This is a genomic window from Labrenzia sp. ATLA3 (genome assembly GCF_057180185.1).
In genome coordinates this window covers 112652-133575 of the sequence record NZ_JBXUKV010000005.1, presented here as the reverse complement: position 1 = coordinate 133575, position 20924 = coordinate 112652, and the positions used below count along the sequence as shown (strand labels likewise).

At 59.5% G+C, this 20924-nt stretch carries 20 protein-coding genes; 12 read left to right on the top strand and 8 right to left on the bottom strand.

The window, feature by feature from the left end:
• Window positions 1-125: 125 nt before the first annotated feature.
• Genes AC2A6O_RS14860 through AC2A6O_RS14845 form a run of 4 tightly spaced genes read right to left on the bottom strand, consistent with a single transcriptional unit; the run spans window position 126 to window position 3778 of the window.
• Window positions 126-1625: a tripartite tricarboxylate transporter permease gene (locus AC2A6O_RS14860; protein WP_498928177.1), complete on the bottom strand. Its 1500-nt coding sequence runs from the start codon at window positions 1623-1625 to the stop codon at window positions 126-128.
• 12 nt (window positions 1626-1637) lie between these two features.
• Complete coding sequence (locus AC2A6O_RS14855; RefSeq protein ID WP_498928175.1) at window positions 1638-2075, bottom strand: tripartite tricarboxylate transporter TctB family protein; 438 nt, start codon at window positions 2073-2075, stop codon at window positions 1638-1640.
• Window positions 2072-3022: a tripartite tricarboxylate transporter substrate binding protein gene (locus AC2A6O_RS14850; protein WP_498928173.1), complete on the bottom strand. Its 951-nt coding sequence runs from the start codon at window positions 3020-3022 to the stop codon at window positions 2072-2074. The genes AC2A6O_RS14855 and AC2A6O_RS14850 overlap by 4 nt, the downstream gene beginning before the upstream one ends.
• Window positions 3023-3049: 27 nt before the next feature.
• Window positions 3050-3778 (bottom strand): GntR family transcriptional regulator, encoded by a 729-nt coding sequence (locus tag AC2A6O_RS14845; protein WP_498928171.1) that lies wholly within the window; start codon window positions 3776-3778, stop codon window positions 3050-3052.
• An 87-nt stretch (window positions 3779-3865) separates the two neighbouring features.
• Here AC2A6O_RS14845 and AC2A6O_RS14840 point away from each other — a divergent pair, with 87 nt between their 5' ends.
• A complete protein-coding gene (locus AC2A6O_RS14840) occupies window positions 3866-4633 on the top strand; it encodes an amidohydrolase family protein (protein ID WP_498928169.1) in 768 nt (255 codons plus the stop codon).
• 64 nt (window positions 4634-4697) lie between these two features.
• Here the strand turns inward: AC2A6O_RS14840 and AC2A6O_RS14835 are convergent, their stop codons facing one another.
• Both AC2A6O_RS14835 and AC2A6O_RS14830 read right to left on the bottom strand, forming a co-directional pair.
• Window positions 4698-5153 (bottom strand): MarR family winged helix-turn-helix transcriptional regulator, encoded by a 456-nt coding sequence (locus AC2A6O_RS14835; protein ID WP_148583929.1) that lies wholly within the window; start codon window positions 5151-5153, stop codon window positions 4698-4700.
• Between the two features lie 150 nt (window positions 5154-5303).
• On the bottom strand, window positions 5304-6344 hold the full coding sequence (locus tag AC2A6O_RS14830) for an AraC family transcriptional regulator (RefSeq protein ID WP_209001062.1): 1041 nt from the start codon (window positions 6342-6344) through the stop codon (window positions 5304-5306).
• Window positions 6345-6496: 152 nt separating this feature from the next.
• On the opposite strand from AC2A6O_RS14830, the gene AC2A6O_RS14825 reads away from it, so the two are divergent.
• The 8 genes from AC2A6O_RS14825 (at window position 6497) to AC2A6O_RS14790 (ending at window position 15943) form a co-directional block, all read left to right on the top strand.
• Complete coding sequence (locus tag AC2A6O_RS14825) at window positions 6497-7864, top strand: aminotransferase class III-fold pyridoxal phosphate-dependent enzyme (protein WP_498928166.1); 1368 nt, start codon at window positions 6497-6499, stop codon at window positions 7862-7864.
• Window positions 7861-8937: a maleylacetate reductase gene (locus AC2A6O_RS14820; RefSeq protein WP_498928164.1), complete on the top strand. Its 1077-nt coding sequence runs from the start codon at window positions 7861-7863 to the stop codon at window positions 8935-8937. Before AC2A6O_RS14825 ends, AC2A6O_RS14820 begins: the two co-directional genes overlap by 4 nt.
• Window positions 8938-8965: 28 nt before the next feature.
• The gene (locus AC2A6O_RS14815) at window positions 8966-9823 is read left to right on the top strand and encodes an intradiol ring-cleavage dioxygenase (protein ID WP_498928162.1); all 858 of its coding nucleotides are present in this window, start codon (window positions 8966-8968) and stop codon (window positions 9821-9823) included.
• 129 nt (window positions 9824-9952) lie between these two features.
• Window positions 9953-10891, top strand: a complete 939-nt coding sequence (locus AC2A6O_RS14810; RefSeq protein WP_498928160.1) for a tripartite tricarboxylate transporter substrate-binding protein — start codon at window positions 9953-9955, stop codon at window positions 10889-10891.
• Between the two features lie 50 nt (window positions 10892-10941).
• Entirely contained in the window at window positions 10942-11481 is a 540-nt protein-coding gene (locus tag AC2A6O_RS14805; RefSeq protein ID WP_498928158.1) for a tripartite tricarboxylate transporter TctB family protein, read from the top strand.
• 12 nt (window positions 11482-11493) lie between these two features.
• The gene (locus AC2A6O_RS14800) at window positions 11494-13002 is read left to right on the top strand and encodes a tripartite tricarboxylate transporter permease (RefSeq protein ID WP_148583923.1); all 1509 of its coding nucleotides are present in this window, start codon (window positions 11494-11496) and stop codon (window positions 13000-13002) included.
• A 27-nt stretch (window positions 13003-13029) separates the two neighbouring features.
• Window positions 13030-14535, top strand: a complete 1506-nt coding sequence (locus AC2A6O_RS14795) for an aldehyde dehydrogenase family protein (protein ID WP_498928155.1) — start codon at window positions 13030-13032, stop codon at window positions 14533-14535.
• Window positions 14536-14788: 253 nt separating this feature from the next.
• A complete protein-coding gene (locus tag AC2A6O_RS14790) occupies window positions 14789-15943 on the top strand; it encodes a muconate cycloisomerase family protein (RefSeq protein WP_498928153.1) in 1155 nt (384 codons plus the stop codon).
• 214 nt (window positions 15944-16157) lie between these two features.
• Here the strand turns inward: AC2A6O_RS14790 and AC2A6O_RS14785 are convergent, their stop codons facing one another.
• Complete coding sequence (locus tag AC2A6O_RS14785; RefSeq protein WP_498928151.1) at window positions 16158-17048, bottom strand: LysR family transcriptional regulator; 891 nt, start codon at window positions 17046-17048, stop codon at window positions 16158-16160.
• A 93-nt stretch (window positions 17049-17141) separates the two neighbouring features.
• Window positions 17142-18011, bottom strand: coding sequence for a dioxygenase family protein (locus tag AC2A6O_RS14780; RefSeq protein ID WP_148583919.1), 870 nt, complete (start codon window positions 18009-18011; stop codon window positions 17142-17144).
• A gap of 239 nt (window positions 18012-18250) precedes the next feature.
• Here AC2A6O_RS14780 and AC2A6O_RS14775 point away from each other — a divergent pair, with 239 nt between their 5' ends.
• The 3 genes from AC2A6O_RS14775 to AC2A6O_RS14765 all read left to right on the top strand — a co-directional run bounded on the left by AC2A6O_RS14775 (window position 18251) and on the right by AC2A6O_RS14765 (window position 20895).
• On the top strand, window positions 18251-18625 hold the full coding sequence (locus AC2A6O_RS14775) for a hypothetical protein (RefSeq protein ID WP_498928149.1): 375 nt from the start codon (window positions 18251-18253) through the stop codon (window positions 18623-18625).
• Entirely contained in the window at window positions 18622-19479 is an 858-nt protein-coding gene (locus tag AC2A6O_RS14770; protein WP_498928147.1) for an alpha/beta fold hydrolase, read from the top strand. The genes AC2A6O_RS14775 and AC2A6O_RS14770 overlap by 4 nt, the downstream gene beginning before the upstream one ends.
• A 381-nt stretch (window positions 19480-19860) precedes the next feature.
• Window positions 19861-20895 (top strand): TRAP transporter substrate-binding protein, encoded by a 1035-nt coding sequence (locus AC2A6O_RS14765; RefSeq protein WP_498928145.1) that lies wholly within the window; start codon window positions 19861-19863, stop codon window positions 20893-20895.
• The last annotated feature ends 29 nt before the right edge of the window (window positions 20896-20924 follow it).

Below are 20924 nucleotides of genomic sequence, written 5' to 3'. Positions count from 1 at the left end.
CACCTTTAGCCGGGAGGCAATAGCCGACAACGAAGCGGCTTTGCCTCAAACCGTCTGCAGCCCGGCAACCGAAGCCAACAAGAGGTACGGAAGCACCTTCCGGAGTGCTACCGTACCTCTTGGTTTTAGGCGTCGTTTGACGTTTTCCTGCGCCGGAAAAGCGCTGAGCCGATAGGCCATATGATGAGGGCCAGGGTGGCGATCGCGATAGTCGCAGAGATCGGCCGCGTCACGAGATCACTGAAGTCGCCGCGGCTGATCAGCAGGGCGCGGCGAATGTTCTGCTCGGCCATCGGCCCCAGGATAAGGCCAAGCACGATCGGAGCGAGCGGCACTTCCATCTTTTCAAGAAAATAGCCGCACGCACCCGCGACGAACATGATCCACAGATCGACGACACGGCCGTTGATGACGTAGACACCAACAGCCATGAGGACGAGAACGGTGGGCACGAGCAGTACGCCGGGCAGGCGCTGGACCTGCGCGAAGACGCGCGTCGCCGCCGCGCCGCCGACAATGAGGATGATCAGCGACGTCAGCAGCATTTCGACCATAAACCCGCCGACCAGTTGAGGGTTCTGGTGGAACAGCTGAGGTCCTGGCTGGAGACCGTGGATCAGAAGGGCCCCCAGCACCAGAGCGGCAATGACGTTGCCCGGAATGCCGAGCGCGAGTGCCGGGATCATCGACGCCGCGTTATCGGCATTGTTGCCGCATTCGGCGGCCGCGACGCCTCTCGGATTACCCTTGCCGAAGCTCTTCGGGTCGTCGCTGGCGTTCTTTGCCGCGTTGTAGCTGAGAAAAGCCGCGACGTTGCCGCCCGCGCCCGGCAGAATGCCCACGCTGATGCCGATCAGCGAGGAGCGGATCCAGGTCGGGATCAGCGTTTTGACCTCGCTCCAGGGAACCCGAACGTTGTCGAGCTTGAGGTCGCTGGCCGACAGTCCGTCCAGATCCGCCCTTTCTGCGAGCGAAAGAACAGGCGGCAGTGCGTAAAGGCCGACGAGGATCACGATCAGGTCCAGGCCGCTCAGCAGCCAGGTCTGGTCGAAGGTGTAGCGTGGTGCACCAGAGAGCTGGTCGAGGCCGACCGTGCCGAGCAGCAGTCCGAAGACCGCGGCCATCAGGCCTTTTACCGCGTCGTTACCAACCAGAACCCCGACAGAGGCCATGCCGAAGACGGCAATCCAGAAATATTCCGCCGGCCCGAAGGCGAGCGTCGCCCGGGCGAGCAGAGGACCGACAGTGATCAGCGCAATGGCAGATGCCGTGCCGCCGATCGCGGAAGACCAGCAGGCGATCTTCAGCGCGCGTGCGGCCTGCCCCTTCTGCGCCATCGGGTAGCCATCAAAGGTGGTCGCGATTGCAGCCGGTGTGCCTGGAATACGCAGAAGGATCGCGGGGATGGCGCCACCGTACATCGAGCCGTTATAGATGCCGGCGACCATCGCAAGGGCGACCAGCGGATCCATGGAATAGGTAAGCGGCAGCAGCAGGGCAATTGCCATGACGGGATTCAGTCCCGGCAGCGCGCCGATGAAGACACCGAGAATGGAGGAGCCGATCATGGCCAGGATCGGCCCTGTGGCCAAAACGCTGGATAATATGGAGGCGATCGTTTCCATGAGGGGCCAGACCTAAAACCGCTTCCAGATTTCAGTGGGGAGCGGTTTTTCGAGCAATAGCGAGAAGACCGACCAGACGATGCCGATGAAGACCACCGTGACCAGGCCGAGATAGATTGGCTGCCGGAAGCCAAGCACAACGGGCAAGGCGATCACGAGCAGCGCCGATGTGGTGTAGAAGCCAAGAGCGGGGACGAGTGCAAGGTAGAGCGCAGCGCACACGAGTGTCAGCAGCATGCGCGGCGTGTGCTGGGTAAGCGGCCGCTCGTCGAGCCGCTTTCGCTTGAGCGCCTTCAGAGAAACGAGACCGCCAAGCCCGGCCAGGATCCCCCCCAGCACCATCGGATATCCGCCCGAGGCACCGGAATAAGCGGCGGCTTTTATAGCCGCTGCCACCCCTATCACTGCGAAAACGACGCCGAGCAGTATGTCTTGCCGCTGCTCGGTCACTGAGAGAGACCGAGGTTTTTGGCAGCTTCTGCCAGACCGTCGAATTCGGACTGCAGCCGTGCTGAGAGCGCTTCTCCGGTAACGACATTCGGGATTTCGCCCTTGGTCGCTAGGAACTCGACATATTCCGGGTCGTTGACGGTTTTTTCCAGTGCGGCGACAAGCCGGTCGGCAATGGCCTGATCGAGACCTGCCGGAGCAAGGAACATGCGCCACAGCAAGGTTTCCTGGGCGGCGAGGTCGAGGCTTTCGAGACCGGCCGCCTGCGGAAGAGCGTCAACCGGGGACGCCGATGTAACGATCAGGCATTTCGCCTCGCCCGATTCCACGTAAGGGAGGACCGGAGAGATGGACCCGCCATAGATGTCGATATGGCCGCCGAGGAAGTTCTGCAGCGTCTCGCCCGCTCCGCCGAAGGGAATGGCCACTGCCTTGATGTCGCGCTGCTGAAAGATACGTTCGGCAGCAAGTTGCATGGTGCCGCCGATACCGTCGTTTCCGTAGGTGTATTTGTTCGGATTGGCTGCAAGTTCGTCCAGGAACTGAGCCCCGTCTTCTGCCGGAAAGTCCGGTTTGACGCACATCGTGTACGCAGTTTCCGACGTGGAAGCGATTGGCGTGAAACTGTCGAGACCATAGGCGGTCTTCTGAACCTGCGGCACCGTGGTAATCGGGCTGTTCCAGGTTGCGAGCAGGGAATAGCCATCGGGTTGCGCCTGCATGAACTGGGTCACGCCAACCGAACCGCCACCGCCGGCAACATTAAGGATCGCCATCGAGGCAGCGAGTTCCTTTTCAAGCAGGATCGCCAGTTTACGGGCACTGGTATCGGTGCCGCCGCCAGCTGGCGCGGGCACGGTCACCTCGATAGCGCGCTCGGGGTATTCCGCCAGTGCCGGCGCAGAGACAAGCGGCAGCAAGGCAATGCCAAGTAGCAGTTTTTTCAACGTGAATCCTCCTTGTTGTGTGTTCGCTCAACCGATGCGGCTGCGATAGCGGAACCGGTTTGCGGGGCCACGAGCGATACGCCATTCGATTGGAATACCCTTGATGGAATAGGCGGTCCGTTCGATCACCGCGACCGCTTCACCTGGCTTTATTTCAAGCCGGGCCGCGGTTATTTCGTCCGCAGTTCCAAAACTGACCTCGTCATCGGCCGATGCGACGAAGACATCGAAACGGTCGAGATAAACCGGGTAGAGAAGTGGGCCTACTTCATTGTCCGGGATCATTTCAAAACCAGCGAACAGATTGGCCGGTATGTAAATGTCTTCGGACAGGAACGGCTTGTCGGCGAAATCGCGCAGGCGCTCGATCCGGATGACGTCATCCGTGCCCAGCACTTTTGCAACAAAATCTGGTGCTTTGACGCGCGAGCGTGAGAGCAGCCGGCTTGTGGGAATACTCTGGCCGCTTCCAGCGTCACGCATCTGAAAAAAACGGAACAAGGTTGCATTGAAGGCCGGTTTGCGAAGATAGGTGCCTGACCCCTGACGCCGTTCGAGAAGGCCTTCGTCCACCAGCATCTGAACGGCCTTGCGGACCGTACCGACGGAAAGGCCGCCGTCACGCGCGAGGCGGTTATCGGAGGGCAGCGCTTCATCGGCGCGCCATTCACCAGCGGCAATGCGCGCGGCAAGGTCATCCCGTAGCCGCAGATAAGCGGGCAATCTGGTATCGATCGTTGACGCAGTTTCGACCATACGCTCGTCCTCCTCGCGGCACACGAAACAGCATTTGACCCCTCTAGTCAACCAGTTCTATATATAACTTTCACTTAAGGAGACGGAATGTTCAGGTTCGATTGCCACGCACATGTGTACGAACAAGTCGTGCCCACGGGTCCCGTTCGGTATCTTCCGGAGCATCCTGCCCCGCTTACCCAGTGGCTTTCGAAAATCACCTCAAACGCACTGATGGGAGGTGTGATCGTTCAGGTCAGTTTTCTCGGCACAGACAACAGCCAGCTTCTCTGCGCACTTGCGGACCTGGACAAGCACCGTTTCGCGGGGGTTGCGGTGACCGGCCTTGATGTGCCGGAACAGGAACTGGAGGAGCTTTGCCGCGGCGGGGTGCGGGGTCTGCGCTGGAACCTCGTCGGGGACACCCCGCTTCCAGATCTGGAGTCGGAAAGTCTGCACCGCTTCGCCGGCCGGTTGAGCGACCTCGGGATGCATGTCGAGATTCAGCTTGAGAGCCCGCGGCTCGCAGACTGGCTTCAGCCGTTGTCGCGTTTGGGGCTGCCTGTCGTTATCGATCATATCGGCCTACCGGTTTCACTGGACGCACAGAACGAACCCTGGATCGATGCGCTGGCGGCGCTCTCTGACCGTTCCTCCTTTTACGTCAAGCTGAGCGCACCTTATCGCGGCATCCCGGATCCTCGCGACCACATCGCGCGCCTGCGGGATTTGCTGGGTGACGGCCGCTTCGTCTGGGGCAGCGACTGGCCGCACACCCGGCACGAGAATTACGCCGTCTACGATGGACTGCTGGCGCTCGGTAAAGACTACGACGATGCCAGCGCAGCCGAGGCGCTTTACGGCATCATGATCTGACGGGCACAGTCATGGTGGCAGGCACGGCCGATGGGGACAGTCGTCACCGCTGGTTTGAGACGCTTTACAGCTTGCGCAATTTTTTCAGTACACCCGACAGCGTGCTGTTGAGAATGTCGATTTCTTCCTGGGTCAATTCAGAAAACGAGTTGTCGAAGACGTAGCGGGCTTCAACAAAGGCTTCCTTGCGCAGATTGTCGCCTTTTTCGGTCAGGCAGACTTCTGTAACCCGACCGTCTTGCGGGCTGATGCGCGTTGTGACAAGGCCGTCGTTGAGCATCCGTTGAATGACTTTTGTCGTGGTATTCAGCTTTTGAGCGGAAAACTGAGCAATCTCCGAGACAGACAGATATTTGTCTTCATAGAGGCTCATCATGGCCCGCCAGCGTGGAATATCGATGCCATGCAACTTAATTCTGCGCTCCAGGGCGTCGGAGTAAGCCGCATTGATCTGGCTGATCCAGTAAAAGGGCCAGTTTTCCTTAACGTGTGCAGGGCTGTCGTATCGACTTTTTGTCATTTTATGCCTGTCTGTTCATCGCAACCTGCGGATATATGATTTCTATCCCGTTGTGAATGCGGTGACTCCCGTATTTATTTCAAGACACCTTTTGGTCTTAGGCAACAATCCGAAGTCCGGGCTTTGGGCCGGACACACGAAGGCGTCCATTCAGATGCCGGTCGGCGGCATCCCCTCCGAGGGCGGCATTCCGTTCCAGTCTCGATATGCCCGCCAGAAGGCGGTGGCATCCCCGTAACCGAGTGCCATTGCCACCTGGTTGACCCTGGCTCCGGGCAAGGCCAGCATTTTCTCCGCTTTTTGCCGACGTATCGTTTCGACAAGAAATCTGAAGGTCGTGCCTTCGAGGGCAAGTTTGCGCTGCAATGTTCTTGGCGAATATCCGAAGGCCTGGGCAATCCGTTCCACCGATACGGGCGCCAGGCCGAGATTGACTTCGATGATTTCCCTCACCGCCTGCTCAAGACTGTCGGCTTCCTTGCCCGGCGAAACGAGATCCGAAACATGGCGTTCCAAGGTCGCAAGCAAGTGCGGATCTTCCGTCCGCACGACCGCGCTGCAATCGCCCTGCCTCGCGAATAGCCGATTGATTGGCTGGCGAAACAGCACCGGACAATGGAAGAACTTTACAAGAAACCCCGTATCTTCCGGTTCCGAATGCTCAAAATGAACTTCCTGCGGCGACCATCCCCGACTGAAATTGTCGCGGACCACCTGCACCAGAGACGCCAGGGAGAATTCCGCATCCTGCCTCCGCGGCCAAATCCGGCTGTCGGTGAGCCGGTAGCTGAACACCCATTGGTCATCGACCTGGATCCATTGGGTTTGAGTGCCGCTTTGCAAGGCATTGGTATAGCGTACGAGGCGGGAAATTCCGGCCTGAATACTCTCCGACAATGACAGAACGATCCCGAGCGGTCCCATGTCACCGGCCTTCAGACCAGCGCCGATGCGCGCGCCCAGAACCGGGTCCTTCACCGAAGCACTGGCCCCCTCAAGAAACGCGACGAACTGAGGCATGGGAATGAAGCCGTAGGGATCGGAGAGCTGCGCAGGACTGAGACCGATGCGATTGAGGATCGGCTGGGCGCTCTCATTGCTGGCTTCAAGCCGGTCGATCAGGGCTGTCAGCAAGGACGCCCGTATCGCTGAAAACTGCGGAGTTTCGCCGCCTGATGTGCGCGAAGGCATTCACTCTCCCCCTGTTTGGCGCAAATTATCGGATAAATGGCGTAATAATCAATGGTGATACCCATTTTCAGTCTTCATTGTTTTTCGAAGCCGGGCGCAAAGACCCGACCTCTTCCAGCACATGAGACACGTCTCAATCCGGGGTTCTACAAATGTTCGAAAACGAAAACTTCCTTCGGGAGAAAAACGCTCGTCATCAGTTTCATCCGATGATCCATCCGCTGACCAGCGCGGAACATCCGCCCCAGGTTATCGTGGAGGCCGATGGCTGTTACGTAACGGACATCGACGGCAATCGTCTGGTGGACGGTCTTGGTGGCCTTTGGAACGTCAACGTCGGCCATAACCGCAAGGAAGTGAAAGACGCCATCACCGCACAGATGGACCGGATCAGCTATTATTCGTCCTTCGCGGGTACCGCGACACCACCCTCCATCGAACTGTCGACCAAGGTTTGCGCCATGGCGGCAGAGGAAGAGGTCGACAAGGTCCTGTTTTCCGCCAACGGATCAGACGCGGTCGAAACGGCCCTGAAGCTGGCCCGGCAGTATTGGCAGCTCGTGGGCGAGCCCCTGCGCACCAAGTTCATTTCCCTGAAGCAGGGCTATCACGGCGTCCACTTCGGCGGTCTTTCAGTCAATGGTGCCTCCTACTATCGCAGCGCCTACGAACCGTTGTTGCCGGGATGCTTCCAGGTCGACAGTCCCTGGTCCTACCGCAACCCTTATTCGGAAGATCCGACTGAATTGACAGATGCCGTCATCACCCAGATCGAGCGGCTGATCGAATTCCAGGGGCCCCACACGGTCGCGGCTTTCATTGCCGAACCGGTTCAGGGTGCCGGCGGCGTCATTGTTCCGCCAGACGGTTTCTGGAAAAAACTGCGCGAAGTCTGCGACCGCTACGGCGTGCTGCTGATCTCCGATGAGGTTGTGACCGGCTTCGGCCGCTCGGGGGCCATGTTCGGCGCCCGTGGCTGGGGCGTGAAGCCGGACATCATGTGCCTGGCGAAGGGCATTTCCTCCGGCTATGTCCCCCTGGGCGCGACCGCCCTGAACAAGCGTGTTGCCAGTGCCTGGTACAAGGAATTCAGCCCGCAGGGCATCATCATGCACGGCTACACCTCGACCGGTCATCCGGTAGGCTGCGCCGCCGCCCTCGCCTGCCTGAAAATCGTCGAACAGGAAGACCTGCCCGGCAATGCGGCGAAGATGGGGGCACGTCTGCTTGAGGGTCTCAAGCCACTGGCCGAGACCTGCTCTATCGTCGGCGAAGTGCGTGGCAAGGGTCTGATGGTCGGTATCGATTTCGTGTCCGACAAGGCGAAGAGAACTCCGATGGATCCCGGCAACGGCATTGTCGAACGCATCTCCGCCTATGCCCGTGAAGAAGGGGCCATCGTACGCCCGGCCGGCAATGTCATCATCCTGTCGCCGCCGCTGGTGATCAGCGAAACCGAGATCGATACGATCGTGCGGTCCCTGACGGTTGCCTGCAGCCGTTTCGAGAAAGAAAATTGACCTACCCCGGCGCAATCCGAAGAGAGACCTTTCAGTTCGGGCCGATACAGTCCCGGGTGCTGTTCGGCAGTGGCACGCGCAAAACACTGGATGAGGAACTGGCGCACGCCAATCTGTCGCGGGTCCTGGTTCTGACCACACCCGGGCGCGGCACGCTTGCCGATGAGGTCTGCTTATCCGCCGCCTCCCGGATTGCCGGTGTGTTCAACGGCGCGGCCATGCATACGCCGGTCGAGGTAACCGAAAAGGCGCTGAAGGTTCTGGAAACTCATGAGGCCGATGGCATCCTTGCCATTGGCGGCGGCTCGACGATCGGCCTCGGAAAAGCCTTGGCGGCCCGCTCCGGCCTGCCTCAGATCGTGCTGCCGACAACCTATTCGGGTTCGGAAATGACGCCCATCCTTGGCGAAACCAAGGACGGCATCAAGACAACACGCTCCGGTCCGGAGACATTGCCCGGCACCGTGATCTATGACGTCGAGTTAACCCATGGGCTGCCGGTTGCGACCTCTGTTACCAGTGGCATCAACGCCATAGCGCACGGCATCGAGGCGCTTTACGCGGTCAATGGCAATCCGGTGGTCGACACACTGGCGCTGGAAGGCATAGCAGCCCTGGTCAAGGCCCTGCCCGACATCGCTGAGGACCAGACATCCGCGACCGGACGCGAGAATGCGCTTTATGGTGCCTGGCTCTGCGGTATTTGTCTGGGCAGCGTCGGCATGGCCCTGCATCACAAGCTGTGCCACGTGCTGGGCGGCAGCTTCGCTCTGCCCCATGCGGAAACCCACACGGTCGTTCTGCCCCACGCCCTTGCCTACAACGCGCCGGCTATTCCGGCGGTCATCGAACGGCTGCGGCCGGTGCTCGGCACCGATCCCGCACGGGGTCTGCAGGACTTCGCAAAACGGCTCGGTGCTCCGCAAAGCCTGGCTGAGATCGGCATGCCTGAAGACGGCATCGACACTGCGACCGAATTGGCCCTGAAGGCCAGATACCCAAACCCGAGACCGCTTGAAGCAAAGGCCATACGAAGCACGCTCAACCGTGCCTGGTCGGGAGACCCTGCTTAAGCAAGACGGGCAAACTGAGGAGGGGAATATGACGTACCTGTCGGAAGACGGATCGCACGAGACTGTCAACGCACGGATGTCCCCAAAAACGCCTGAGCGTCTGCAGCAGGTGATGGAGTCGCTCGTTCGGCATTTGCATGATTTCGTCAAGGACGTGCGGTTGACGGAGGCGGAATGGGAAACCGCCATCGCGTTTCTGACGCAAACGGGTCACATGTGCTCCGACACACGGCAGGAATTCATTCTGCTATCCGACGTGCTTGGTGTCTCCATGCTGGTCGATGCCGTCAACAACCGGAAACCTGCCGGGTCCACCCCCTCCACCGTCTTCGGCCCGTTCCATGTGGATGGTGTGCCCGAACGCGAGATGGGCGCATCGATTTCGCTCGATGGCAAAGGCGAGCCGTGCCTGTTCGAGGGCCGCGTTCTGGATCTCGACGGCAAGCCTATCGAGGGGGCCTGCGTCGATGTCTGGTCAGACAACGCGGACGGATTTTATGACGTCCAGCAACCTGACATTCAGCCGCAACACAACAACCGCGGCATTTTCAGAACTGGTCCTGACGGGCGCTACTGGTTCACCGGCATCAAACCTGTGTCCTACCCCATTCCCGACAACGGGCCGGTTGGACAAATGCTCGGGCATTTGGGCCGCCATCCCTACCGTCCGGCGCACATGCACTTCCTGATCACCGCACCCGGCTACCAACGGCTGATCACTCATACATTCGTGGCGGGCGATCCATATCTCGAGAGCGATGCGGTTTTCGCCGTGAAAGCCCCGCTGATCACGCGGTTTCAGGAACTGGACGCGACTGACGGAAGCCCGAAGTGGAAGGCTGCCTACGACTTCGTCCTTCCGCCGGAAAACTCTACGGAAGCCTGATCAATCGCTCGCCAAATGCCAAAAAAACAAGCGCAAGCGGCCATTGATCCCATCCGTATTTCAACGTAGAACTATAACTATAACGTGAAAAATCACGCAATAAAGAAACCTACCAGATGGAACACCACAATGAACACTCTAGCGAAAACATGTTTGGCAGCTGCCATAACTGCCTTCCCCCTTTCAGCCGCCGCCGAATACCCCGAAAAGCCGGTTGAATTCGTGATCCCCTTTCCCCCGGGGGATCTTGAAGACGTGCTGACGCGGATGATCGCCGACAAATTCCAGGAAGACTACGGCGTAGCGGCGGCTGTCGTGAACAAACCCGGCGGCGGCGGTGGTCCGTTCCCCGGAGCCGTGTCCGTCGCGCTCGCGCCCGCGGACGGCTACACAGTCGGCTCCTTCGTCATCGACGTGCCGCTCGTTGGCCCGCATATCGGCATTCCGCCGCTTGAGGGCAATCCGTTCGATCCTGTCGGGATTTTCCTCAGCTATCCCTTCGTGCTTGCTGCCAAGGGGGATGCACCTTACGCTACGATGGAAGAGCTTGCCGCCTACGCCAAGGACCACAACGTAACGCTGGGACATTTCGGCGATGCGACGACCCCGGCACGCCACACCAAGGCCATCGCGAAAGCCCTGGACTTCTCCTATTCCACGGATGCAGCCTTCGACGCCCTGGACTGCAATACCCTGGCCTCCGGCGACGTCGACGTGATCAACACCACGTTGCAATTGATCCGCCCGTGCCTGGATGACCTCAACGTTCTGATGAGCGTCACCAACCAGCGTATCCCGATCCTGCCGGATGTCCCGACAGCGGGTGAAATCTATCCAGACCTGGCCCTTTCCACCTGGAACGGCCTGTTCGTTCACAAGGATACACCGGCCCAAGCCCGCACCGCGATCGCGGAGGCCGCTATTGAAGTGATCAATTCCGACGAAGCCAAGAAGGTGGCCGAGGAAACCGGCGCCGAGATCTACTGGCTCGACGCGGATGCCTCGAACGCGCAGATCAAGAAGGACGAGGCCACTCTGGCCCGTATTTCCGAAATCCTGGGCGAATAAGCCTCTCGGGCCAGGGTCAGTCCCTCGGCCCCGAACAGGGTGGTCACTTCATGATACGTATTCTTTCCTTTCTCGCGATGTTTCGACGCGAGCGGCGTCCGGGCGATCTGGTTTTCGCTGTTGCCTTTCTGGTGCTTGCGGCTCTTGCCGCCGCCGCTCTTCCGAGCCAGGCCAGGTTTCTCGGTAACAAGGAGTTTGTCTCCGAACCGGGTTTCTGGCCCCTGATCGGCGTCGGCATGATGCTGCTGTTCGGCGGGTTCCATCTGATAACCACGCTGAATGCTCCGCGTCTGCCCGGCAGGCTGAAAGAGGTCCTTCTGTGGGGTCGCTCGCTGGAATATGTCGCCTGGTTTGTCGTCTACGTCTTCGCCGTGCCCTATCTCGGGTATCTGCCGGGAACCGTGGCCTTCGCTGTCGCGCTTTCGGCTCGGCTGGGCTTCAGATCCTGGCAGGAACTCGGTCTTGCGGCTGTCTTTGCCGTCGCCGTTGTCCTGGTCTTCAAGACCGGTCTCGGCGTCAAGCTGCCCGGCGGCGCAATCTATCAGTATCTGCCGACTTCCCTACGCAGCACCTTCATGGTGAATTTCTAAAGGACGCTTCCGATGCATGTTCTGCTTCAAGCGCTCGATCTTGTCCTGTCCTGGCAGGTTATTGCCGCCTTGCTCCTGGGGTCCATCGGCGGCGTCATAATAGGCGCAATTCCGGGGGTCGGACCGGCGGTCGCCATCGCCGTCCTGCTGCCGGCGACTTTCTCGCTCGATCCGCTGGTCGGATTGACCCTGCTGCTCGGCATCTACGGGTCTTCCATGTATGGCGGCTCCCTGCCAGCCATCCTGATCAACACCCCGGGGACAGCGGTCAACGCGCTCACGACCTACGACGGTTACCCGATGACCCAGCGCGGCGAGGCCCTGCGCGCGCTCGGGCTGGCCTATGGCGCCTCCTTCTTCGGCGCCATCCTTTCCATCGTGCTGCTCATCCTGCTCTCGCCGGTTCTGGCGAAAATCGCCCCAATGTTCGGCTCCCGGGAAATCTTTCTCGCTGCACTGCTCGGCATCACTCTCGTGATTGTGGCGCACAAGGGCCAGATCGCAGCGGCCGGGATGCTCGCCGGTCTCGGGATCCTGCTGAATTCGGTCGGCATGGAACCGGTGAATTTCACCATGCGCTTCACCTTCGGATTGACCTGGCTGACCTCCGGGCTCGATCTGATCGTTGTGGTCCTTGGTCTGTTCGCAATCAGTCAGGCTTTCCTGCTAATGGTCGAACCGAACGCGTCTCCGAAGATGGATGGGGTCAAGGGCAAGATGAGCTCAGCCATCCGCGAAGTCTTCCGCTACAAGCGGATTGCAGCCACCGGCGGCGGCTTCGGCGTGCTTATGGGCATGATCCCCGGTGTCGGCGAGTTCACCGCGCAATTCTTCAGCTACACAGCGGCGCGGCGCACCTCCAAAGCTCCGGAGCTTTTCGGCAAAGGCAGTCCGGAAGGACTGGTCGCTTCCGAAAGTGCGAACAACGCGGTTCCGGCCGCGGCCCTCATTCCGCTTCTTGCCCTCGGCATTCCGGGCGAGGCGCTGACGGCCATGATGTTGTCGGTCTTCTACGTCCACAACGTGGTGCCGGGCCCTGCCCTGTTTCAGGGTCAGCTTCACTTCGTCTACGCCCTGTATATCGCCCTGCTGCTGCTCAATGTGATCGTGATCATCTTCATGCTCGGGTCTTCCAATCTTCTGATCCGGTTGATCAAGGTGCCGACACGGTTCCTTGGCATGGGCATCCTGATCCTGAGTTTCGTCGGTGTCTATTCGCTCAGGAACTCGTCGATCGACTGCCTGATCGCTGCCGGCTTCGGTGTCTTCGGGCTGATTTTGAAGCGGCTCAACCTTCCCATCGTGCCGATCATCCTCGGCATGGTGCTCGGCGGCATCATGGAAGTGAAGCTCAGGGCCTCCATGGCCCAGATCAACGGTCCGCTGGACTTCGTCAACCGGCCGATTTCAGGCCTTCTGGCAGCGGCCATCGTTCTTATCGTCGTGGTCAGCGTGCTTAACAGCATCCGCGAACGGCTCCAGAAAAAACACAACAAGGAAACCACTGCGCTTGCGCAGTGAAGCAGACGACCTGAAGGAGGATCATTCATGCGTATTGGCGCACCAGACCAGGCCCCATCCGGCATCAGCACGGATGTCACCAGCTTTCTGCGGAAGCCGCAGATGCTCATCGGCGGCAAGAGCGTTTCGGGAAGCGGTGAGACGTTCGACGTTCACAATCCGGCGGACGGATCCGTTCTCGCCAACGTTCCCTCTGCTGGCAAGGCGGATGTCGACGACGCGGTCAAGGCCGCACGCGCTGCCCTTGACGGTGCCTGGGGCGGAATGCCCCCGGCTCAACGCACGCGGCTGATGCTCAAACTGGCCGATTTGATCGAGGAAAACGGCGAGGAACTGGCCCAGCTTGAAACGCTTGAAAACGGCAAGTCGATCATGATGTCGCGCCTGATCGAGGTGCTGTCATCCGCCGAATATCTGCGATACATGGCCGGGTGGGCCACCAAGATCCGTGGCGAAACTCTCGACGTGTCCATCGCCATACCGCCGGGAACCAAATACACCGCCTTCACCCGCAAGGAACCTGTCGGCGTCGTCGCCGCCATCACCCCGTGGAACTTCCCGCTCAACATGGCGGTGTGGAAGATTGCCCCTGCACTTGCCGCCGGTTGCACGGTTGTGCTGAAGCCGGCCGAAGAAACCCCGCTGACCTCGATGCGCCTGGCTGAACTGGTGCGCGAGGCCGGTTTCCCGGACGGTGTCGTCAACGTCGTGACCGGCGATGGTGGCACCGGAGCGGCCCTGGTCAAACATCCGGGCGTCAACAAGATCACCTTCACAGGCTCCACGGAAACCGGCAAGCTGATCGGCATTCAGGCGATGCAGGACGTCAAATCGGTCACGCTGGAGTTGGGCGGCAAGGCCCCGATGGTCTTCTTCGACGACATGGACCTGTCCCTGCTCGGTCCCGCAACCGGCATCGGCGTCTTTCTGAACACAGGCCAGACCTGCTGTGCGGGCACGCGCCTCTACATCCAGAAGGGTATCTACGAGGAAGCGCTTGCGACCCTGAAGGGCATCGTCTCAAGCCTGTCCATCGGCCCTGGTCTTGACCCTGCGCATCACATCAACCCGGTGGTTTCCGCCAAGCATCACAAGCATGTCACCTCGGCCGTCAAGAAAGGCATCGCAGATGGAGCGACGCCGCTTCTGGATCTGTCCGTTCCGGACGGCGGCGGCTATTTCGTGGCCCCGCAATTGTTTACAGATGCGCGCAGCGGCTCCAGCCTGATGCAAGACGAAGTCTTCGGTCCGGTCGCCACCATCACGCCCTTCGACAGCGAAGACGAAGCCGTGGCAATGGCCAACGATACCCGCTTCGGGCTTGGTGCCTCCGTCTGGACCCGTGACATCAACCGGGTGATGAACCTCGTACCGCGCATCAAGTCGGGAACTGTCTGGGTCAACAGCCACAATATTCCGGATCAGAACATGCCCTTTGGCGGTTTCAAGCAGTCGGGCCTCGGCCGCGAACATGGCTCTGGTGCGCTCGACAACTACCTGGAGACCAAGTCGGTCTGCGTTGCCTACTCATAAAGCCTGTCGCTTGCTTTCAAACTGCAGACACCGGTGCCCGACGCTTCCGCGCACCGGTGTCAACTCTATGCTGCGCGATGCCGCCCTTGTGGGCGGCCTCATCCTTCAAGGGCCGGCAGGCTATTTTTGAACAAACGGCCAATTCTTCAACATTCACGTTTTGCATCATCTGAGTATTACCCAAGACCACGGCGGTGATGGATCGAACGGGCTAATTCGGTCAATCTCCGGGAAACACTCCCGGAGGAAACACTTGCCCCATATCGACACGATTGAAGTCATCATTCTCGACGTGCCGACCATTCGCGGTCATGTCCTTGCGATGACAACCATGCGGAAGCAATCGTTTGTGATCGTCCAGATCCGCTTTTCCGATGGTTCCATCGGCACAGGAGAAGGCACCACGATTGGCGGGTTGAGCTACTGCAGCGAAAGCCCGGAAAGCATCTGTTCCGCGATCCAGGATTACATTGCCCCGTTGATCCTGAAAGCCGATGGGGACAACCCCAACGCGCTGATTGCAATGATCGAACGATCCGTTCGCGGCAATCCCATTGCCCGGGCGGCGGTCGAGATGGCGCTTTGGGATGGCTTCGCACGCCGGCGAAACATGTCGCTGAGCGCCTTGTTCGGCGGCGCGCTTCGAACCTCCATGCCCGTCGCCTGGACACTTGCCAGCGGCGCGGCGGAAACGGACATCGAAGAAGCCAAGGAGATGATTGCCTCGCGCCGTCACAACATCTTCAAGCTCAAGATTGGCAAACGGCCGGTTCGCCACGACATCGAGCATGTGGCGGCGATCAAGGCCGCGCTCGGCGATCAGGCAAGCATCCGGGTGGATGTCAATCAGGCCTGGTCTCTGACTGAAGCGCGGTGGGGCGTGGCCGGTCTCGATGAAATCGGTATCGACCTGATCGAACAGCCGGTGGCCGCAACGGACATCGCGGCCATGGCCGAGCTGACGGCTGGATACCGCGTCGCAATTATGGCCGACGAGGCTCTGAGTGGCCCTGTGACTGCGCAGAAGGTTGCAAGTGCCCGCGCAGCCGATGTCTTTGCCGTCAAGATAATGCAGTCGGGCGGCCTGAAGCGGGCCCAGGAGGTCTGCGCGCTGGCCAACGCTTCCGGTATCGGCGTCTATGGCGGCACCATGCTGGAGAGCGGTCTGGGAACAGCCGCGGCGCTGCATGTGTTCGCCTGCGCCGACCGGTTGGACTGGGGCTGTGAATTCTTCGGTCCGCTTCTCTTCACCGATGAGATCCTGCAACAACCGATCCGGTTCGGCGACTTTCACGTGCATGTCCCACAAGGAGACGGCAACGGCGTCGATCTGGATATGGACAAGGTCAACTTCTACCGTCGCGATTCTGCCGTCAGCAAGGTACGAACGGTCGCGAAAGTGTCGTGATCCTGAATTGAACTCGAGAGGTTTGCCGGAAAGCGACTGGAAGGGGCCGGGTCTCCGACGCTTGCGCCCCGGTTTTCAGGGCCGAACGGCGCTGGGATGTAGCCCCATAAATAAAGATGAAATGGCGTTAGGACGGGTGAGTGAAGCGGGCTTTATGCCCGGTCAGGCATGCTGACGACGCGCGGTGAAACCCTTTCATTCAGGGGGCCAAACCCTAGATGGTCTTTCTCGCAACCTGTTGGGCGATGGTGACAAATTTATTGACCTGCACACCACGCTCATCCAGCCGATGGTTCAGAGACAAGGCTGTCTGCTCCAGTTTCAGCCCAATCTTCATGAACTTGATACCGACCCGCCGTGTGCTGGCAACGGACGCCGGCACGATGCAAATGCCCTCGCCGATGGCAACGAGACTGAGCGCGGTTTGAAGATCCATGGTGAAGACGCGCTTGGTGAGCTGAATGCCCTGGCGTTCGAAATTGTCGATGATGAAATCGGCAAAGCTCGGTCGTGGATACTCGGGATACAAAATGGTGTTATTCGCAGCGACCTCCTCACCCGAGATCACGCCGTTCGAAGCTGTCTCAAGCGTGTCCGGCACGGCTGCCACAATGTCTTCCTTGCTGAGATGGCGCGTCGTGAATTCCAGATCGTTCAGCGCCGGACGGGCGAACGCAATATCGATTTCGCGCCGGATCAACGCCCGATGCAATTGGGCATTGTTCATGGGCAGCAGGCTCAGGTTGACCTGCGGAAAATTCGCTCTGAACGACTTGATGATGGTAGGCAGCACGCCATAGGTCGAGGATCCGACGAAGCCTATCCGAAGACGCCCTTCTGCGCCCTGGCCAAGGCGCTTGATTTCCAGCTTGGTGTCCTCCAGATCGGCAAGGATCTTCTGCAGCCGGACATAGAGCCGCTCCCCCGCCTGGGTGAGCGTGACCGCGTTGCGTCCCCGGTTGAAAAGCAGGGCGCCGAGTTCTTCCTCAATCTGCTTGATCTGACGGCTCAAGGGAGGCTGGGCGACATTCAGCCGTTCGGCTGCCCGGCCAAAATGAAGTTCTTCAGCGACGGCGATGAAATAGCCCATTTGCTTGATATTCAAGCTTTTCTCCATCGGTTCATCCACCTACATGGACACATCCCTCGACAAAAGAAAAGCCCCGGCGAAGCCGGGGCCAAAGTTGGGCTGCTGTTGTTATTCCGCGGCCATCGCGACGGCTTCCCGTTTCAGGGTGAAGTCGAATTCCACGTGCAAGTCCGTATCCAAATCATCGCCAGCCGGTTTGAATTCAGCGACCAGGCTTTGCTTGACAGCGAAGACGCTGTCATCGTCGAGCCACGCGCTGCTGCCGTCGAAGACCTGACTGACCAGCGGACGGAACCCCTCCCTGGACAGGATAAAGTGCATATGGCCCGGACGGTTCGGGTGATGACCCATCGCGCGCAGCAATTCGCCGGCGGTTTCATTGTCCGGGATCGGATAAGGCACAGGGCGAACGGCACGGAAGGCATAGTGTCCGTTGTCGTCGGTTATGAACCGTCCACGCAGATTGTAGTCCGGCTGGTCCGGGTCATGGTTTTCATAAAGGCCGTTCGGTGCGTCTTCCCAAACGTCGATGATCACTCCGGAAATCGGGCTGCCATCCGCGTCACGAACATGGCCTTCGAAATAGACAGATTCCTCATCGTCAAAATGCTTCTGAACCGTGGAAGCCCCCTTCGGAAGAACAGGCGGATTTTCGCGGTAAAACGGACCGAGAATTGTGGACTCGCTCTCGGCTCCCCCGACACGGTTGGTGAGCATGTCGACCAGAACTTCAACGCCCAGAATATCGCCCAGAAGGATGAATTCCTGCCTCTTGTCATCACACACGTGACCAGCACGCGCCAGGAAATCACACGCCCCCAGGAACTCGTGGTGCTGCAGATTGACCTCCTTGCAGAAGTCGTGGAGGTGACGAACCAGTGCTGACAGGATCTGACGATTCCTGTCCGTGATCTCGCCGTTCTCGCCAAGTGAGCCGATCACGAGATCGGTGACGTTTTCGATGGTGACATTCCGCATTGGTTCCTCCTCTTGAACCTTCAAACGACGGCGGTGTTTCTTCCCATTATCCGCCGGTATGGGAACCAATGTTTCCGCAAGCGGGAGCATAGTCCAAGACGCGGTTTAGTATCGCTCGATACTTTTGCCCCACATTGCCATTATCTCCAAGTATCGGCCGATACTTTCAGCGACCTTGAATCCAGCCGTTCAAGCGGATCAAGCTGGCGTCTGACTGGATGAGAACCCGGAAGGTTCATATGCTTGATATGTTGCAGGAAATGGCTCGGCTTCTGGCCGAAAAAGCGCATCTTCGAAGGCTGGGCAGCCTGTTTTCAGAAACCGTGCTCCTGCAGGTGGGAGAAGAGGAATATTACATCCACTTCGACCGCGGTATTGTGTCATCCATTCGCGCCGGAATAAGCCGCAAGACGCCCTGGCGCTTTGCACTGAAGACCGACAGCGCGGCACTTGATGCCTTCTGGCAGGACATTCCGGAGCCGGGGTATCACGACATATTCGGCCTGGTCAAAATGGGCCGCGCCCGCATCGACGGGGACATTCTGATCCTGGTCAAGAACCTCCGGTATTTCAAGGAATTCATGGCTCTCGGACGCGAGGTGAGAAACAAATGAGCGCGAAGATCGAGAGCATATGCGGGCGTTACGTCACCATTGAGGTGGGCGGCCGGAAAAACCGGATGTATTTTGAGGAAGCTGGCAGCGGGCGCCCGGTTTTGTGCCTGCATACCGCCGGCGCGGACAGCCGTCAGTGGCGTCACCTGATGAACGATACCGAAATCAACGCGTCCAACAGGCTTATAGCGCTCGACATGCCCTGGCACGGCAAGTCCCTGCCGCCCGAGGGGTTCGAGACCGAAGAATATCTTCTGACAACAGAGGCCTACATCGAAACCGTTCTCGCAATGGTCGACGCGCTGGAGCTTGATCGACCGGTGCTGGCAGGCTGCTCGATGGGCGGGCGCATTGCCCTGCAACTTGCCGCTCTGCATCCTGACCGCTTCTCCGGTTTCATCGCCATTGAGGCGAGCGACTTTCAGCCGGCCTGGTATGACATTGACTGGTTCCATCGTCCGGACGCACATGGCGGCGAGATGGGCGCTGCCCTGGTCTCGGCGAATATTTCTCCCCACGCGCCCAATGCGGAGCGCTGGAACACGCTCTGGATGTTCATGATGAGCGGACCCGGGGTCTTCCGGGGCGACCTCAGCTTCTACACCCGTGACGAAAGCCTGATCGCCCGGCTGCCGCAGATCGACACCAGCGCCACGCCGGTTCACATCCTGGTCGGCGCATATGACCTCACCTGCACCCCGGAAGACGCCCGGCGGACAACCGATGCCATTGACGGGGCAACTCTGACGGTAATGGATGAACTCGGCCATTTTCCAATGAGCGAACATCCGGAAGGCTTTCGGCCCTATTTCGTGGACGCCCTCCAGCGGATGCCTGAGACGCCCGGCGCCTGACCGCCTGACAGCAAACCACCAACGGGTTGGCTGAACCGCTTTTGCGGACAGCCGATCCCGTCATTGTGCCATCCAAACGGATGCAAGATCTGCGGCCGCGGCTTTGGCATGCGCTCTCCGCTCCTGTCTTCTCTGCAATCTCCTTTTGCGACCGATCCAGCCGCAGGATGCGATATCGCGCAACCAATGCTGCATCGCGGGAGGTATCAGTCGATACCAAACCGGGCATTGGAGAGAAGGGCGCACTTTGTTCACCTGTTCTCCGGTGAAAGCGTGCGCGCGCTTACAAGCTGAGCGGCGGACCGTTCTCTCCGACAAATAGAAAAACAGAGGCTCGGTATCGAGGGGATCCGGGCACATCTGACTTCCGGAGTGTTTAATATGTCATCCTTGAAAAGTTCCATCGGAGCTCTGGCTCTAACGGTGATCGGCGCAGTTTCCCTGTCGCAGGCGGCAAGTGCGGAGAGCCTCGACATTCAAAGCGCCTGGCCGCTTACCATGCCGGCGAGCGGTGCTAACGCGGAGTATCTTGGTGAGCTGTTGAACAGCTCATCCGACGGGTCTCTGGATGTGAAGGTCTACAGTGCGGGCAAGCTGGTTCCTTCGCTTCAGATCTTCGACGCCGTTCAGCAAGGCACACTGGACGCAGGCATCACGTCACCTCTTTATGTCGCCGGACGCTTTCCGGCCGTGCAGCTTTTCGGCGGCATTCCTTTCGGCCCCGACGCGCTGACCCATGCCGGCTGGATTTACGAAGGCGGCGGCCGCGAGATCTGGGAAGAAATCTATGCCGAGCAGGGCGTCAAGACGATCCCCTGCGGCTTGATGGATAGCGAAGCCGGCGGCTGGTACAATTTCGAAATCAACAATATCGACGATTTCAAGGGCAAGAAGCTGCGCTTTGCCGGCCTTGCAGGCGAAGCCATGGCCAAGGTGGGGGCCTCCATTGTCCTGCTGCCGGGCGGCGAGATTTATCCGTCGATGGAAAAAGGCATCATCGACGGCACCGAGCTGTCCATGCCGGCCATCGATATCACCCTGGGTCTGCAGCAGGTCGGCAAATACTACTACCTGCCGGGCTGGCATCAGCCGGCCGCGATGAACGAACTCATCGTCAACATGGACAAGTGGAACAGCCTGTCCGAAAGCCAGCAAGACCTGATCGAAGCAAGCTGCAAGGCGGTGAACCTGAAGTCCATTCTCTCGACGCTCACGCTGAATGCCGATGCCGTCGACACGTTCGAGGACGCTGGCGTAGAGATCAAGTCCTTCCCGCCGGACGTTCTGGACGCCTTGCATGCAGCGTTTGACGAAACGATCGCCGATCAGGTGGAAAAAGATCCCAACTTCAAGCGGGTCTGGGACTCCCTGGAAGCTTACCGCGCCTCCGCCGCAGCCTGGACGGACCGCCGCTGACCTGTCGCATGGCAGGGATAATCCCTGCC